This window comes from Chryseobacterium sp. CBSDS_008, from assembly GCF_049959325.1.
Taxonomy (GTDB): Bacteria; Bacteroidota; Bacteroidia; order Flavobacteriales; family Weeksellaceae; genus Chryseobacterium.
Map to the genome: position 1 here is coordinate 4,750,319 of NZ_CP188202.1, position 17,372 is coordinate 4,767,690.

Here is a 17,372-nt window from a genome sequence, read left to right on the forward strand (position 1 = left end):
CAGGTTTTTTATTGTTTGTAAGCTTATTTTATTTTCAGTCCATTTATATAGGCCAATTTAATTGTACCGGCTCCATGAAATTCAGAATAATTGAGGTCAATTTCATTTTCCGTTTTTAGCTTCTCGTAAAGTTTAAGAATATTTCTCTTATACGGACAACTGTTTACAAAATTATTGAGAAAAACTTCAGAGGTATCTTTTTCAGAAAAACATAGAAGGAAGTCTAAAGGAGAAATAGAATTTTCTGACCATTGATTAAACTTTGTTCCATTGCTTTTTAAAAACCCGATAGCGGTTTCCTTAGCATTAAAAATTTCGAAGATTGGAAGTATGTATTTTTCTATATTTTCTGTGATTTCAATAATTGATTTTCCATAAGATAAGCCTGCTAAATTCCATTCTTTCCAATTATTATACGGCGTTAAATACCCTATCTGATTTCCAAAAATTAATCCCTGAGAATTTTCATTTTTAGTTTGCTCGATCTGCCATTTCTTTAAAATTTTAGAATAGACAGCAATATGGGGAAGGAGCTGAACGGATGAAGAATCATTCTTAAAACTCGACTGAAAATAAATTTCAAAATAAGTATCCTTATCAAGGGAAACTTTCTTAAGCCTTTGTCCCTTTTCAAGTGTTTTGAAACCATTGAGTTGAGTGGCAATTTCATTGCAGGCATTTAAAAATATTGTTCTTGTATCCATTTGTTTCCAGAAGTAATTGAGCAAAAATAAAAAAATAAAGAGCATAAAAAAAGAGACTCAAAAAGTCTCTTTTAATATTTAGTTGAATAAATCTTTTACTTTATCAAAAAAAGTTTTCTCCTTTCCGGATGGTTCTGCAACCATTTCTCCGCTGGACATCTGCTTTTCAAAGAAATCTTTCTGCTCTTTGGTAAGCTTCTGTGGTGTCCATACATTGATATGAATAAACATGTCTCCTTTACCATAGCTGTCAATGCTTGGAAGTCCTTTTCCTGCCAATCTCAAGATCTTTCCGGATTGAGTTCCCGGATCAACGGTAATTTTTACTTTTCCGCCTACGGTAGGAATTTCTTTTTTAGTTCCTAAAGCTGCTTCAGCAAATGAAATATATAATTCCTGATGAAGATTATCACCTTCTCTCTTGATCGTCTGATCTACTTCCTCTTCAATGATTACCAGTAAGTCTCCCGGAATACCGCCAAAAGGAGCATCATTTCCTTTGCCTCTTACATTAAGCTGAATACCGTCTCTTGCTCCTGCCGGAATGTTGATCGTGATTTCCTCTTCATCTTTGATAAGACCCTGTGCATTGGCTCCTGCAGGAATTTTGTCAGCAACTTTTCCAATTCCCTGGCAAGTACTGCAGGTGGTTTGAGTCTGCATTTGACCGAACATGGTATTCATTACTTTTAGCTGAACACCGGAACCGTTACAGGTAGGACATGTTTTTGAAGTGGCACCTTCTGCCATCTTCATTTTTTTAACTTTAATGGTTTTCTGAGTTCCGTTTACCATTTCCTCAAGGTTCAGCTTGATTCTGATTCTTAAATTAGAACCTTTCACCTGCTGACGGCCGCCACCGCCACCGCCGAATCCTCCGAAACCGCTCCCGAAAATATCTCCAAACTGACTGAAAATATCTTCCATGTTCATTCCGCCTCCGAAACCACCATTTCCACCCATTCCGGCGTGACCGAACTGGTCGTATCTGGCGCGTTTCTGATCGTCGCTTAGAACTTCATATGCTTCAGCAGCCTCTTTAAACCTTTCTTCAGCCTCTTTATCTCCCGGGTTTTTATCCGGGTGATATTTGATGGCCATTTTACGGTATGCTTTTTTTATTTCGTCGGATGATGCAGATTTGCTGATCTCAAGAACCTCGTAATAATCTCTTTTTGACATGACAATTTTATAATTGATTATTGATAAATGATAAAAGATACTGTAAAGCTAATAAGTGAAATATTCATCTATTATCACTCATCATTTATCATTTATGAATTTTAATTTCCTGTTACTACTTTTGCAAAACGGATTACTTTATCACCTAAAGTGTATCCTGTTTCAATAACGTCTACGATTTTTCCTTTCAAATCTTCCGATGGAGCAGGAATCTGGGTAATCGCTTCATGGAAATCAACATCAAAACTGTCACCAGCTTTTACTTCCATTGTTTTTAAGCCTTTTTCGGTAAGTTTATTCTTGAATTTCTGATAGATCAGTTCTACACCCTGCAGATCAGCCGGGTTTCCGTTTTTAGCGATTTCTTTTAATGCTCTTTCAAAATCATCCAAAACGCCTAACATTGAAACCATCATCTCCTGGTTGGCATACTGGAAGAATTCCATCTTCTCTTTGCTTGTTCTTTTTTTATAATTTTCAAATTCAGCATACAATCTGATGTAACGGTCTTTTTCTTCTGCCAAAAGTTCTTCTGGCGAAGGAGCAGCTGTCACATTGTCCTGAGATGTTGCGTCATTCTGAATATTGTTTTCTTCCTGATTATTGATGCTTTCTTCGTTAATATCCTGGTTTTCCATAATTCAATATTTATTTACAGATTGTTTGACAAAGAGCCTGCCAAATCCAAAATAAGGACATTAAGGCAGAAAAATGAAAATAGTATTGATAATACCAATCCGTTGCCTTGAGAATTGACGGAGTATAAAAATTGACTTTGCGAAGCAAAAATTGACTGTTGACCATTCACTTTAATTATCAATTATCAATTATAAACTATAGTTGTATTTTTATTCTCCTGTAAATGTCTGGTAAAGCAGATACAGATTCAGAACAATGATAATAATGGAAATAATCCATACGCAGATTTTTAGAAAAGGCTTGTTAACAAACTCACCCATTTTAGCTTTATCATTGGTGAACATAACCAATGGAACAACAGCAAAGCTCAGCTGCATGGACAGAATAACCTGGCTTAAAACCAATAATTCGGTTGTTCCCTGTTCTCCGTAAAGAATCGCGACAATAAGTGCCGGAATTACAGCAATAAGTCTGGTGATCAATCTTCTCAGCCATGGTTTTAATCTGATATTTAGAAAACCTTCCATTACAATCTGCCCTGCAAGTGTCCCCGTTAGTGTAGAGTTTTGGCCGGAAGCTAATAAAGCAATAGCAAATGCAATACTTGCCATGGAAGCTCCTAAAATAGGAGTCAGCATTTTATAGGCATCATGAATATCTGCAACATGTTCGTTTCCTGTTGTATGGAATGTTGCCGCAGCCAGGATAAGAATCGCAGCATTGATGAAGAAAGCCAGCATCAATGAGACTGTACTGTCTAAAGTGGCAAACTTTATGGCTTCCTTTTTCCCTTCCGTATCACGGGTATAATCTCTGGTCTGTACAATACTGCTGTGCAGATAAAGATTGTGCGGCATAACGGTAGCTCCTAAAATTCCGATTGCGATATAAAGCATTGCAGGATTCTGGATGATTTCCTTTTGGGGTACCAAACCTCCCAGAATCTCATTGAAAGCAGGTTGCGAAATAATGATTTCATATACGAAACAGTCCAGAATAATGAATATAAGCCCGCCTACAATACTCTCAATCCACCGGAAACCTTTGGACTGAAGTAGAAGGATTATCAAAACATCCACGGTTGTGATGACAATACCCCAGGTCAGCGGAATATGGAATAACAGGTTTAAGGCAATAGCTGAACCGATGACCTCGGCGAGATCACAGGCAGCAATCGCTATTTCACAGAATATCCAGAGCATGAAATTGGTTGTCGGACTGAAGTGGTCTCTGCAGGCTTGTGCAAGATCTCTTTCCGCAACCACTCCAAGCTTTACAGATAAATGCTGTAAAACCATCGCAAAAATATTGGAAATAAGAATAACCGAAAGCAGAGTATAGCCAAACTGTGCCCCTCCTGCAATATCAGTTGCCCAGTTTCCAGGGTCCATATAACCTACTGCAATCATGAGCCCCGGACCGGCAAATGCAAGGTATTTCCTCCAAAATTTTGCATTTTTAGGTACTTTGACAGATGAATAAACCTCTGATAAGGAATGGGATGTTTTATCTTTTCGCCAGGCGCTTTTTATATTGAAATTCATAAATGTTAGAATTGACTAACAAATTTAATTAAATAAATGTAAACAGAAAAGTCATCGCATAAAAAAATCCCGGAAATAACTTTCCGGGATCTAATTTTTATTAAGTCTAAAGATTATTTTGCAAATCTTACAGACATTTTTCTGTCAGCAGCTCTTTCAGCATCAGAAGCTTTTGCGTCTACTTTTGCAAACTTACTTCCGTAACCTTCAGCTCCAAGAACCTGAGCTCCAACTCCTGCTTTGGCTAAAGCAGCTTTGATATAATCAGCTCTTGCCTGAGAAAGTTTAACGTTAGAAGCTTCATTTCCTGTTTTGTCAGTATACCCTCCGATTTTAATTTTTGCTTCAGGGAAAGCTTTAAGGATGGCCACCAGGTTATCCAGCTGTCCTTGAGAACCTGCTTCAAGCTCAGAAGAACTTCCCATTTTGAAATTTACGTGATCAAAGTCGTACCATTTATCCTTCAACGCTGAGTCATCAGCTGCATTCTTATATTCTCCGGATTTCAGGAATGTAATCATCTGATCCTCCATTCCGCCTTTGTAACCTTTTAACATGACTCCGTTAAGATCAATGTTTTCATCGGTTTTAGCAGTAGCAGGAGCAGGTGTTGCAGTGGTAGCCGTAGCAGCTGTATCTGTAGTAGAGCTGGTAGCAGCAGAGTCAGACGTAGTGGTAGTTGTAGTAGTTGTCTGTTTTTTCTCACACTGTTTCCATAAGAAATAAGCCGCTGCAATTAATAATAAAAGCGGAAGCAACCATTTCCAGATTGAACCTCCGCCTTGATTATTATTGTTATTATTTTCAAATCGTTCTCTCACTTCTCTGGCTCCTTCTGAAACATTTTCTCTTGCTGTAGCCACACCTTCTGAGATGTTATCTTTAGCAGTAGAAGTAACTGAAGATACTGTTTCCTTAGCATGACCAAACCAATTTTCAGCTCCTAATCCAAGGGAAGCCAAAGAAAGACCTGCCGGAAGTAAAGAAGAAATAATGCCTCTCTGATCATTCAGTAAGCTGGAAATACCTGAAGCACCCAAATTATTGTCTGCTGCATATTTTCCGACAGTGCCTACTGTAGCTCCAGTCACCAGGTTTAGCAAAGAACCTGCAGTGGTATTGCTGACTCCTGAAAAACTGGCAATAGAATTGATTAATGCACTTACTTTATCTCCGAAAATTGAAGATAACAAGTTAGAAATAATAGGATTACCAGACGAACTGCCTAATAAATTTCCTAAAATTCCACTTGAAGAGGCTTGTGTAATAGCATCCACAACGCCAGGCTTATCTGCATTATTGGCTAAACCGCCTACTACAGCAGGCAACAATCCGCCAATTGCTTTAGAAATACCGGATTCACTTTCTCCAAACTGTGATGCAGCCTGTGAAACCAAAGCGGGACCTAATTGTCCTTTAATTAAATCAATGACATTTAAAGACATAATAAATAAATTTTTTTGATTAATGTTGACATAAATTTAAACAAAAATCCGTCCAAACGTCACTTTTTTTTGAATATTTCTTTAAAAGTTAACGATTTTTTTAAAAATCATTAAAATTTTTAATAAGCTTTTGCGAATAATACCCGTCTCTTAGATGGTTTTCCAGAGATCAGTGAAATACCTTCCTCCACGTCATCATCTAAAGGAATACATCTGATCGTTGCCTTTGTTTCATCTTTAATCTGCTCCTCTTCTTCAGCGGTACCATCCCAATGGGCATAGATAAATCCGCCTTTTTCTTCCAGAACTTTTTTGAATTCTTCGTACGTATCTACTTTAGTGATATTATTTTTTCTGAATTCAAATGCTTTGTTATAGATATCCTGCTGAATGGTTTTCAACAGATCTTCGATATAAGAATCTAATCCTTCAATAGAGCGAACTTCCTTCGTAAGGTTATCTCTTCTTGCAATTTCCACAGATTTATTTTCAAGATCTCTTGGTCCCATGGCAATTCTTACAGGAACTCCTTTCAATTCATATTCTGCAAATTTCCAGCCCGGTTTGTTCTGAGTATCATTGTCGAACTTCACAGAAATACCTTTGGCTCGTAGTTTAGCCTGAATATCCAAAGCCACTTCACTGATTTGTTCCAACTGTTCTTCTCCTTTAAAGATTGGAACAATCACCACCTGAATCGGCGCCAGGGTTGGAGGCAGTACCAATCCGAAATCATCAGAGTGCGTCATAATCAAAGCACCCATCAGACGGGTTGAAGTACCCCATGAGGTAGCCCATGCATGCTCAATTTTTCCTTCCTTATTGGTGAATTTTACATCAAATGCTTTTGCAAAATTCTGACCTAAGAAGTGAGATGTTCCTGCCTGTAAGGCCTTTCCGTCCTGCATTAATGCTTCGATACAATAGGTCTCGTCTGCTCCCGCAAATCTTTCAGAAGGGGTTTTTAATCCCTGAATTACCGGCATTGCCATAAAGTTTTCAGCAAAATCTGCATATACTTTATTCATCTTTTCTGCTTCTTCCACAGCTTCATCTTTGGTAGCGTGAGCAGTGTGCCCCTCCTGCCATAAAAATTCTGCAGTTCTTAAGAAAAGACGTGTTCTCATTTCCCAGCGTACAACATTTGCCCATTGGTTGATCAGTATCGGTAAGTCTCTGTAAGACTGAATCCAGTTTTTGTATGTATTCCAGATAATAGCTTCTGAAGTAGGGCGAACGATAAGTTCTTCTTCCAGTTTTGCATCCGGATCTACAATCAGTTTGGATGGATTGTCCGGATCGGTTTTTAACCTGTAGTGGGTAACAACAGCACATTCTTTTGCAAAACCTTCTGCATTTTTTTCCTCAGCCTCAAACAAGCTCTTGGGCACAAAAAGCGGGAAGTATGCGTTAACGTGACCTGTTTCTTTGAATTTCTTATCCATTTCATCACGCATTTTTTCCCAGATCGCATAGCCATACGGTTTGATCACCATACATCCACGCACGCCTGAGTTTTCAGCTAAATCAGCTTTTACAACCAGCTCATTATACCATTTGCTGTAATCTTCGCTTCTTGAGGTTAATTTTGCCATTATTTTTTTTAATTTTTTAACTTTTGTACATTATTGTTATCTAAAAATAAAAATCTATTTTTGATAGATTTTTTTACCAGTATTTTGGTACATTTTTGGTACAGATTGCAAATATAATTTAAATTAAAAATTTTTACGTTATCATGAAAAGAAATATACATAAAAATTTGCTTGGTCTGCTAAGATCCAAAGGGATATTAGCCATATCAGGCGGATTATTACTTATGTCTTGTGGTGCTCAGATGGGAGGGTATAGCGAGACAGATGGGGTGTATTACGACCCCAATAAGGATACGCTACCTGAAGGAGTTATCATCAATGATAGCGGAAACAGAGTAGGAGAGTATTATGACTACTATCAGGATTCCAATGTAATTCAAAATGCACAAACGAATTCCAGAGAGCAGCAGAACAGATATAATGACTGGAGCAGTACCAATCCGAACTGGAACTCCAATGCTACCGATTCCGATTGGGGACTTTATGCAGGTTCTCAGACCAACTATTATGATAATTCATGGGGATGGGGATCTCCCTGGGGATGGTATGGTGGTTATAGCCCGTATTGGGGCTGGGGTATGAACCGTGGCTGGGGCTGGGGTGCCAGCATGTCCTGGGGTTGGGGCGGATCATTCGGATGGGGCTGGGGAGGCTCTTACGGATGGGGAAGTCCATACTGGGGATACGGCTATGGAGGATATTATGACCCTTTCTGGGGCGGATACTATGGTAACCCTTACTGGGGATATGGAGGAGGCTACTGGGGTGGTGGCTACTACAACAGACCTGTCTACAGAAGAAGTGGTATCAGTGGAGGAGGATTCCAGAATACCGGTGTAGCGAATGCGGTATACAGAACAAATACAGCTAATTCAGGATTCAGAAATAATAACGGCGGATTCAGAAACTCAAATAATGGTGGTTTCAGAGATGCTAACTCCAATGGTGGTTTCAGAAACAGTAATGGTGGTTTCAGAAACGGTAATTCAGGAGGTTTCAGAAATACACAATCCAATGGCGGTTTCCGTAATTCTGCACCACAAACAAGACCCAACTATAATTATCAGCAGCCACAGCCACGATATAATAACAATAACGGAGGCTTCAGATCTAATGATTCAGGAGGTTTCAGATCCAGTGGCGGCTTTAACTCCGGTGGAGGCGGCTTCAGAGGTGGTTCTTCAGGTGGCGGCGGCATGAGATCCGGCGGCGGAGGCAGAGGCGGCTTCAGATAATTTTTCAAATTAATAAACTATAAAAAAATAATGTTAAAAAAATCTTTAGTATTAATGAGTATTTCTGCTGCATTTTATGCGCAGGCTCAGGATGTTTCTGTGATAAGAAATACTGTAGATGTTTACTCAAGTACTCCTATGGTGGGATCAGCTAAATTTAATGCAATGGCTGGAGCTAATGGTGCACTGGGTGGTGATGCAAATTCTTTGCTTACCAACCCGGCAGGTTTAGGGGTGGCTATTTCAGGAGAGGTTTCAGGAACTTTATCTATTTTAGGAAATAAAAACAGCAGTTCTTTGGCAGGAGCTACAATAGACTATAGCAAAACCAAAGGAGACCTTGGAAATGCGGGAGGAGTAATTGCTTTTCCTTTGATGACAGAAACCGGATGGAAATTTATCAATATTGGTATTAATTTCTCCAACCAGACGCTGGACAACGTAATCCAGTCATCGGGGAATAATAATATCGTCTATGCGTTTGATAAGGATGACATCACCAAAGATGCTGCATTGGCAGGGCATATGTATGAAAGATATGGTAATTTGTCAAAGATGAGTTTTGGGGTTGGAGCGAATTACAATCATAATTTATATTTAGGGGCAGGCTTCAATTTTTTCAATGCTTCACTGGATCAGTATGATACCTTATTTTATAGAAATCTAACGAACAACTCTACCGAAGGATTCAGTAAGCAGGATACTCCTTATTCAGAAAGATCTTCAGGTTTTTCTGCTTCATTAGGGGTAATCGGAAAGCTAAGTCCTAATTTCAGGGTGGGAGCGTCTCTTGAAACGCCTACATTCTGGACGATAGACAGAAACTACTATTTCTATAACGATCCTACTTACGGGGATGATATGGGAGCTGAAAACAGAAAGTTTACTTCACCGCTTAAAGCAACGGTGAGTGCAGCATTTGTAGCAAATAAAAACTTTTCTTTAAATGTAGATTATACGCTTGGACTTACAAAGCCTGACTATAAAGTATATGGAGGGGCAGAAAGAGAGTTGAATGATTTCTTCAAAGACAACTATAAGAACCTTTCAGAAGTAAGGGTAGGAGCTGAGTACAGAGTACAGCAGTTTAGATTGAGAGGAGGTTACTCTTACCAGTCTAGTCCTTTTGACGCGCTTACGATCAGCAGATTTAATGATGCAGGTAGTGTAGGTGACCAGTCTTACAGCAACTTGATATTGAGCGATAGAAATACACTTTCATTCGGTATCGGATATGATTTCAAATCATTTTATATCGATGCCTCTTATCAGAATATCTCATCTAAGTACACAAACCCTTTCATGAGAGGATATATGGGTGATAATTTTGATTCATCTTATTATTCAGCAAATAAAATCTTCGAAAGTGATGCTTATGCAGTAAGCGATGTGAAAAATAACAGAAACAATTTCTTCCTTACGTTAGGATGGAAATTCTGATTTAAAAAAATATACCCAATTATACAAAAAGAGCTCCCATACCAGGAGCTCTTTTGTATTCACTATCAGCTTTAATCCGGATTCTGCACCAGATTCGGCTGGATCTGTATCTGCTGTTCGGGGATATATTCTACTACCCTGTTGTGGGTGTAAGGTATTGTATAAAAAGGGCTGTTTCCGCTTAAATGCGTACCAGGATACTGCCTGTCAAGATCTAATTTGTTTCTGAAGACATCATATCTTCTGTGTCCTTCAAAAGCCATTTCCAGTCTTCTTTCCTGAAGAACGATATCCAGAAGTGTCTGTCCTCCCGGAACTGAAGAATATATTGGAATTCCGGCTCTTGCTCTGATCATGTTTACATCAGAAAGTGCAGAAGGGGTATTTCCTTTTTTCGCATAGGCTTCCGCTCTGTTCAGATATATTTCTGCCAGTCTTATGACAACAGGAGACCATAATTGTGGGACTCCTTCCTGTAATGAGCATTTTAAAACATAAAATTTAGGATATCCATTTCTTTTATCCATATCATTGTCCAGGTAAACATAGGTTTTTCCGCCGGTTGAGTTTACAAAATAATAGTTTGTTTTATTAGGCGCAGCTTCAGATTGTATCTGGTAATTTACATTATCCATGGTAAAATAGGTATTCCCGTTCTGCTGGAATGTGTTCTGAAATTTATAGCTGTAGGTTACGGCACCTGATGAATTGGTTCCTTTTTGTACCCAATAAGCAACGGGAACTGCCGGATTGCTGTATTTTGGAGAGATAAACTTCAGTCTTGCATACTGAGGATTCTGATTGATAAGATCCAGGTAAGAGGAAGATGCATACATTTCACCCCAGCCCACATTCTGTATGGTAGCATACATAGAGCCTATGGTAGACCAGCCATCACTATAATCACCGTCTTTATTATATTTAAATGCAAAGATAGTTTCTTTATTGGTTTCAGGAGTTTTGACGGCATACGAAGGCAGTTCAGTTTTAGAAAGGAGCGTATATTTCCCGGAATTGATGACTTTGTCAGCATATTCAATGGCTTTATCATTGTTTTCCATGTATAAATAGACTCTGGAAAGTAAAGCCTCCGCTGATTCTTTAGAGCCATAAATATTATCTTTATCAAGAGTCATTAGTTTTTCTGCCTTTAGAAGGTCGTTTACCACTTGGTCATATATTGCTCCCACAGTGGCTCTGGCAGGCAAATCATTGACATCGTCAGATAGTTTTAAAGGTACTCCGAGATTACCTATTCCCTGATTATACGGTCTTCCAAAGACGTTGACCATAGAAAAGTATACATAAGCTCTCAGAAAATAATTTTCGCCTATAAGCTGGTCTGTTTCAGCATCCTTTCCTTCGGCAACCTTTGAAATAACCCTATTACACCCAATGATAGCCTTATATCCGGAGTTCCAGATCGTGTTGGTGCGGTAGTTGTTTTTGATGCTTTTATAATTATAATAATAAAAGAATGAATCGCTGGTCGTTCCGCTGATATCAACATTATCACCACCGTATTCACTAATCCTGTAGAGGTTGTTATAAAAGCCGCCACCGTCAGCATCACCTTTAAGCAATGCATAATTTCCTAAGGTTATGGTTTGCAGTCCTGTTGCATCTGCCAGAACCACCTCAGACTCTTTTGAATCATAAGGGGAGCGGTCTATATTACATGCCGTTAATGATACTATGAGAATGGGAATAAGTATTTTTTTCATAATTATTTTTTTAAAAAGAAAAGTTTAAGCCTAATGAAAATCTTCTCGGAATAGGGTAGATAGCTCCAGCATTACCTGAATAGGTGTTTTGGGTATCTGCATTGCCAATTTCAGGATCCACTCCGGAGAATTTGGTGATGGTAAATAAATTTTCACCCATAATATAAATATTCGCTGATCTTATTTTCATCTTTTCAGCTAAGGAAGCAGGTAGGTTATATCCTATTCTTAAGGATCTTAGTTTGATAAAACTGGCATCTTCCAGATAGCGTGATGACGGCTTATTTGTTAATGTGTTATTGTTGAATACAGCAGCCGGATGGGTTGCGATATCTCCCGGTTTTTCCCATCTGGTCCACCCATTGTTTAAAACCATCTGGTTGTAATAAGGATAGGCTCCATCTGAATCAAATAATTCTCTATACGAGTTATACACTTGTCCACCCTGTGAGAAATAAAGATTCGCAGCAAGATAGAAATTTTTGATATTCAGATTAGTGCTTACAGAACCGTAATAATCTGGTGTGGAAGATCCTACCACCTGTACGGTAGCCAGGTTGTATTTTGAGGTTGCACTTCTGCTTCCGTCCGGATTAATTACCTCCCACTGTCCTTCACCATTGTCCGAGTTTACCCCCAGCCATTTTCTCATGTAAAAAGAGTTAACATCATATCCTGGTATGGCCACATGGTAATTGTTTAATACCTGAGTACTGTTATTTCGGGTTGAAAGTACACTGTTTTTATAGGTACTGATATTGAATCCCAGATCCCAGCTGATATCTTTTGTCCTGATAATGGAATAATTGACATTGAACTCCCAGCCTTTGTTTTTTACATCGCCAATGTTCAGGTACTGTCTGTCAACACCTGTCAGTGATGGCAGAGGGACAAGCATCAGTAAGTCTTTCGTTTTATTATTAAAATAATCAATATTTAAAGTCAGCCTGTTATTAAATGCCCTGATATCCGTACCGATATTATTCTGATAGATAGACTCCCAGGTTAGCTTCGAGTTTCCAAGCTGATACCATGTTGCTCCTATCTGCCCGTTGTACTTCTGTGTTAATCCATATAGATCCTGCCATCCGTAATCCGGATACGGAGTATTTCCTACTAGACCTCTGCTGGCTCTAAGTTTCCATTCGTTAACAGGTTTTACCTTGAAAAAGTTTTCTTTATGAATATTCCATCCCACACTATATGCATAGAATAAGCTATTTCTTTTTGTGCTTCCAAATGCAGAAGATGATTCGCTTCTTAAGGATCCCTGGATAAAATATTTTTTATCATATACATATTCAGCGTTAAACAGGAAAGCATTATAGGCGCGGTCAAGCTTTCTCCCTGTTGGCGTTTTTCCTGTGGTAGCACCGGTATTAAATATTTCTGTATCGGATACGACACCATAAACACCTGCCTTTGATTCTTTATAATATTTGTCCGTATATTCATATGCAGCCAATGCATTGATATTATGATTTCCAAAATCTTTATCAAACCTCAGCATCTGGTTGAAAAATTTGTTGATGGTTTTCTGATAAGATTCTGTGAGTTCACCCTTATTGCTAGTCCCGGCTATAGATCTGGGATCCACATATTCTGTTTTGTCAAAGTTCCTGTAGGTAACATTATTAGTAGTGATGAATTTCAAGTAATCGGTAAACCGGATTTCAGCATCCAGATTTCCTATAAGATCCAGCTGATTGCTTTTTCCGTAGTTCCACTGAAGATCATACAGATAACTGTTATGATCTCTTCCATACCAATCACCTGTATAATCTTCATCCACCCGGATCAGATTTCCATTGGCATCTCTGGGGTTATCCCAGGGCATATTGAGATACATTTCATAAAGTGAAGTCTGGGTATCTTTTCCTGAGGTATATGCTAAACTGATTTTGGGCTTCAGGATGAGCCACGGTCTTATGGTCTGCTCATGGTTAATTCTGAATGAAAGTCTGTTATATTCATCCCCTTTAATGGTTCCTGTTTCATTATAGTAGTTTCCTGAAATATAGGTTTTGGAGTTGGAGGATCCGCCTCTGAAATCAACGGTGTAATTTTGTACGACTCCTGTTTGTGTGCCATCTTTCAGCCAGTTGTAACCATCGTTTCTAAGTGTGGAGGGGATTTCCGGAGCTCCTTTTAATGAGGTGAAATAATCATACAGCTGCGTTCCGTTCATCAGTTTAAAGCGCCCGTTGTTAAATACATTAAAAGAATTATTAAGGGAAACATTTAATGTTCCTTTTCCTGAATTTCCTGATTTGGTAAATACCTGTACAATACCATTTGCAGCTCTGGAACCATACAAAGCTGTAGAAGCGGCATCTTTTAAGATGTTGATGCTTTCAATCTGGTTAGGATCCAGGTTAGGAGTATAAGGCATCACTACACCATCCACCACCCAAAGAGCTGCGCTGGGACCATTGATTGTAGAAGTACCTCTGATTTTTACTGTGGCCACAGATCCTGCAGATCCTCCGCCGGGTAGAATCTGAATTCCGGCAGCTTTTCCCTGCAGCATGCCGGATACACTGGAAGTATTGGAATCCTGAAGTTTTTTATCGGAAATAATAGAAACAGCGGCTGTAAGGCTGGATTTTTTTTGGGTCTTATATCCGATGATTACAATGTCATCAATCTTTTTTTCTTCTAAAGAATCTGTTTTTTTTGTTGTCTGAGCTGCTATAAAGCCGGTCATCAGAAAAAAACAGACTGAAGTTGTTAAGTTCCTTTGTTTTTTCATGCATATGTGTTGTTGATATGGCTAATGTACAAAAAACAAAGTCTTATTGTTATGTATATGTTAATAAATGTTAAACATTGTGTTTTATTTCTGTTTTTAATTTAATTATTAATTATTATTTATTTTTTATGTAAAATATTTTCAAAAAAATAAATTTTAGGTGTATAAATCAAAAAGGCTGAATTGACTTGTCTGTAAGCTGTCACTTAAAATGATCTGTTAAAGATCAGTGGGAATGATTATGGAAAAGATGCATACTTAAAGCCAGGGAAACTCCCAGAACGACCAGTCCTATTTTTAACCAGTCGATATTGTGGTTTTTATTGCTTTCAAATATGATTACAGATGAGATGTGAAGGAAAATTCCTCCTACGATAGCCAGGAAATAAGGCTGAAGATCCGGATTGAAGTAATTTCCCAATAACATCCCCATTGGAGAAGCCAGAGCAAATAAGGCTACAATGAGAATGGAAGGATAAGATGAAGAGCTTTTTGATTCTTCCTTTCTGTTAAATAAAAATGCCCCCAGGATAAATGAAATCGGAAGATTGTGAAATACAATTCCCCAGAGATAAGGAGACATTTCGTGTTCTTCATTGGCCAGAGGAATCCCTTCAATAAAAGCATGGATGAATAATCCTACCATTAAAGCAACGGGAAGAATATGATGTTCGTTATGATGATGGAAGTGCCCGTGTTCAAAACCTTTGGTGAGGACTTCCAGTATCATCTGGAGAAGAACTCCTGCAATTACGAATATCCCGAGGTTACTGCTTCCGGCGGAGGTATAAACCTGAGGGAAAACTTCGTTGAGACAGATCGTAATCAAAAAACCGGCACTCAATATCAAAAGATTTTTGGCCAGTTTTTCTTTTTTACCAAAGTGTTTTCCCAGGAATACTCCGGTAATTACACTTAAAATCAGTAAAAATACTGTTATCATTATTTTTTCTTAAATAAATTGATGCAACGTGGGGAATTTTCTTTTTTAAATTCGTTCAGCTGGTAATCGCCCCAGATTTTTATTCTTTCAAATCCACATTCAGATGCATAGGCATGAATGGCTTCCAGGGTGTGAAGTTTTACTTTTTCAAAGAAATGAAAAGGCTTACCATCAGCTTCAAAACGAATATCTTTGATGATATGTCTGCCTTCAATCTTCTTTAGGATTCTGAATTCAATATCACCGCGGCTGATCGTGGTTTCAGGAACCAAAGTATTTCTTACAAACTCCTCATTCAGATAATCCAGTACAAAATATCCTCCAGGTTTTAAAACATTGTAAACCGATTGAAACACCTTTTTGTCGTCGCTTTCATTATCAAAATACCCAAAACTTGTAAATAAGTTGAATACTGCATCCATAGGATCTGCATCAATTGGGTTTCTCATATCATGAACTTCAAAAAGCAGAGTTTGATTTTCATATTGTTTGTCAGATTCAATACTTTGTCTTGACAGGTCAAGACCCAAAACATCATATCCCAATTTATTGAGGAAAACAGAGTGTCTTCCCTTTCCACAGGCAAGATCTATGATTTTAGACTGAGGCGGCAACTGAAGGTCCGCAGTGAGCTTTGTAATGAAGTTTTCGGCTTCAGTATAGTCTCTGTTGCTATAAAGCAAATGATAATAAGGGGTATCAAACCAAGATTCAAACCATTCCATAACGCAAAAATAGTTAAATTTGTGCGGTTAAAAGCAAAGTATTTTACAACATTAAGAGATTGAAAAATTCAATTGGACAAGAAATTGGATAGCTAATCTTTTAATTTTTAAAGCTTTAAATCTTTTAATACATACTTATGGATACAGAAAATATTAAAATACAGATAAAGACATTCTTCGGATTGGAGCAGATTCTGGCGGAAGAAATCAAAAAATTAGGGGGAAGAAATGTTGAAATCAAAAACAGAGCGGTAAATTGTGAAGGAGATCTTGGTTTTCTTTATAAAATCAATTACTCTGCGAGGACAGCATTGAAAATCCTGGTGCCGATTCATGAGTTCAAGGCTTTCAATCAGCATCAGTTCTATGACAGATTGTTCAAATTTGAGTGGGAAAACTTTATGGATGTTGACCAGTCTTTCTCTATTGATGCTACTGTAAACTCTGAAACGTTCAAGCATTCCCAGTTTGTGACTTTAAAAATGAAGGATGCTATCGTGGATTATTTTCAGGAGAAATTCAAAAGACGTCCGAATGTAGAGACCAGGAATCCGGATATCAAATTCCATCTTCATATTGACAGAGAATTGGTGATGATTTCTATGGACTCTTCCGGAGATCCTTTGTTTAAAAGAGGGTACAGAAAAGAGCAGGGAGAAGCGCCTATCAACGAAGTGTTGGCAAGCGGAATGCTTCAGCTTGCAGGCTGGGACGGAAAAGGAAATTTCCTTGATCCGATGTGCGGTTCCGGTACATTACTGATTGAAGCGGCGATGATTGCTATGGATCTTCCGGCTCAGATCTTCAGAAAGAGATTCGGGTTCCAGAACTGGAACAATTATGATGCAGACTTATTTGCAAAAATTAAAGAATTCAGAGTCAACAGAATCAGACAGTTTGATGGGAAAATTGTAGGGTATGACGTTGATGGAAAAATGCTTAATGCTGCAAGAATGAATGTGGAAGCTGCGGAAATGGAAGATGTTATTGAAATTAAAAAACAGGATTTCTTTGATTCCAAAAAAGAACTTTTCCCTTTATTAATGGTTTTTAACCCGCCTTATGACGAGAGAATTTCCATTAACGATGACGATTTCTACAAAAAAATCGGAGATACCTTTAAAACAAATTATCCCAATACATTGGCATGGCTGATCTCTTCTGATCTTGAAGCGGTGAAGAAAATAGGTTTACGTCCTTCAAGAAAAATCAAACTTTTCAACGGAAAACTGGAAACGAGATTTTTACAGTACGAAATGTATGAAGGAACGAAAAAGGTACATAAGCTTGAAGGTAATAATTAATAACCCTGAGATTTAAATAATGTCCTGGAATTTTCTAGATGTTTTCGATGTGATTTTTGATGTATTGGAATTGTTTGGTTCTGGATCAAAACCAGCGAGGTCAAAGCCTAAAGGAAAGGCTCTGAATCATAATGTAATTT

General features: G+C 38.1%; 13 protein-coding genes. 3 read left to right on the forward strand and 10 right to left on the reverse strand.

Annotated elements, in window-relative coordinates:
• Positions 1-23: 23 nt before the first annotated feature.
• The 6 genes from ACP3T3_RS21510 to proS all read right to left on the reverse strand — a co-directional run bounded on the left by ACP3T3_RS21510 (position 24) and on the right by proS (position 7,109).
• Positions 24-704, reverse strand: a complete 681-nt coding sequence (locus tag ACP3T3_RS21510) for a DUF4304 domain-containing protein (RefSeq protein WP_426477746.1) — start codon at positions 702-704, stop codon at positions 24-26.
• A gap of 78 nt (positions 705-782) precedes the next feature.
• On the reverse strand, positions 783-1,886 hold the full coding sequence (gene dnaJ / locus ACP3T3_RS21515; RefSeq protein ID WP_426477747.1) for a molecular chaperone DnaJ: 1,104 nt from the start codon (positions 1,884-1,886) through the stop codon (positions 783-785).
• Between the two features lie 101 nt (positions 1,887-1,987).
• Positions 1,988-2,527, reverse strand: a complete 540-nt coding sequence (locus tag ACP3T3_RS21520; RefSeq protein ID WP_426479999.1) for a nucleotide exchange factor GrpE — start codon at positions 2,525-2,527, stop codon at positions 1,988-1,990.
• A gap of 207 nt (positions 2,528-2,734) precedes the next feature.
• Positions 2,735-4,069 carry an Nramp family divalent metal transporter gene (locus tag ACP3T3_RS21525; RefSeq protein ID WP_426477748.1) on the reverse strand — a complete coding sequence of 445 codons (1,335 nt, stop codon included), beginning with the start codon at positions 4,067-4,069 and terminating at the stop codon, positions 2,735-2,737.
• A gap of 113 nt (positions 4,070-4,182) precedes the next feature.
• Positions 4,183-5,514, reverse strand: coding sequence for a DUF937 domain-containing protein (locus ACP3T3_RS21530; protein ID WP_426477749.1), 1,332 nt, complete (start codon positions 5,512-5,514; stop codon positions 4,183-4,185).
• A 119-nt stretch (positions 5,515-5,633) separates the two neighbouring features.
• Positions 5,634-7,109 (reverse strand): proline--tRNA ligase, encoded by a 1,476-nt coding sequence (proS, locus tag ACP3T3_RS21535; protein ID WP_426477750.1) that lies wholly within the window; start codon positions 7,107-7,109, stop codon positions 5,634-5,636.
• 143 nt (positions 7,110-7,252) lie between these two features.
• Here proS and ACP3T3_RS21540 point away from each other — a divergent pair, with 143 nt between their 5' ends.
• Both ACP3T3_RS21540 and ACP3T3_RS21545 read left to right on the forward strand, forming a co-directional pair.
• Positions 7,253-8,344, forward strand: a complete 1,092-nt coding sequence (locus ACP3T3_RS21540; RefSeq protein ID WP_426477751.1) for a prolyl-tRNA synthetase — start codon at positions 7,253-7,255, stop codon at positions 8,342-8,344.
• Positions 8,345-8,398: 54 nt separating this feature from the next.
• Positions 8,399-9,784: an OmpP1/FadL family transporter gene (locus ACP3T3_RS21545; protein WP_426477752.1), complete on the forward strand. Its 1,386-nt coding sequence runs from the start codon at positions 8,399-8,401 to the stop codon at positions 9,782-9,784.
• Between the two features lie 71 nt (positions 9,785-9,855).
• Here the strand turns inward: ACP3T3_RS21545 and ACP3T3_RS21550 are convergent, their stop codons facing one another.
• The 4 genes from ACP3T3_RS21550 to ACP3T3_RS21565 all read right to left on the reverse strand — a co-directional run bounded on the left by ACP3T3_RS21550 (position 9,856) and on the right by ACP3T3_RS21565 (position 15,928).
• Complete coding sequence (locus tag ACP3T3_RS21550) at positions 9,856-11,508, reverse strand: RagB/SusD family nutrient uptake outer membrane protein (protein WP_426477753.1); 1,653 nt, start codon at positions 11,506-11,508, stop codon at positions 9,856-9,858.
• A gap of 10 nt (positions 11,509-11,518) precedes the next feature.
• On the reverse strand, positions 11,519-14,260 hold the full coding sequence (locus tag ACP3T3_RS21555) for a SusC/RagA family TonB-linked outer membrane protein (protein ID WP_426477754.1): 2,742 nt from the start codon (positions 14,258-14,260) through the stop codon (positions 11,519-11,521).
• Between the two features lie 226 nt (positions 14,261-14,486).
• Positions 14,487-15,200, reverse strand: coding sequence for a ZIP family metal transporter (locus ACP3T3_RS21560; RefSeq protein WP_426480000.1), 714 nt, complete (start codon positions 15,198-15,200; stop codon positions 14,487-14,489).
• Positions 15,201-15,202: 2 nt separating this feature from the next.
• Entirely contained in the window at positions 15,203-15,928 is a 726-nt protein-coding gene (locus ACP3T3_RS21565; protein ID WP_426477755.1) for a class I SAM-dependent DNA methyltransferase, read from the reverse strand.
• Between the two features lie 137 nt (positions 15,929-16,065).
• Between ACP3T3_RS21565 and ACP3T3_RS21570 the strand changes: the two genes are divergently transcribed.
• On the forward strand, positions 16,066-17,232 hold the full coding sequence (locus ACP3T3_RS21570) for a THUMP domain-containing class I SAM-dependent RNA methyltransferase (protein ID WP_426477756.1): 1,167 nt from the start codon (positions 16,066-16,068) through the stop codon (positions 17,230-17,232).
• Positions 17,233-17,372 lie beyond the last annotated feature (140 nt).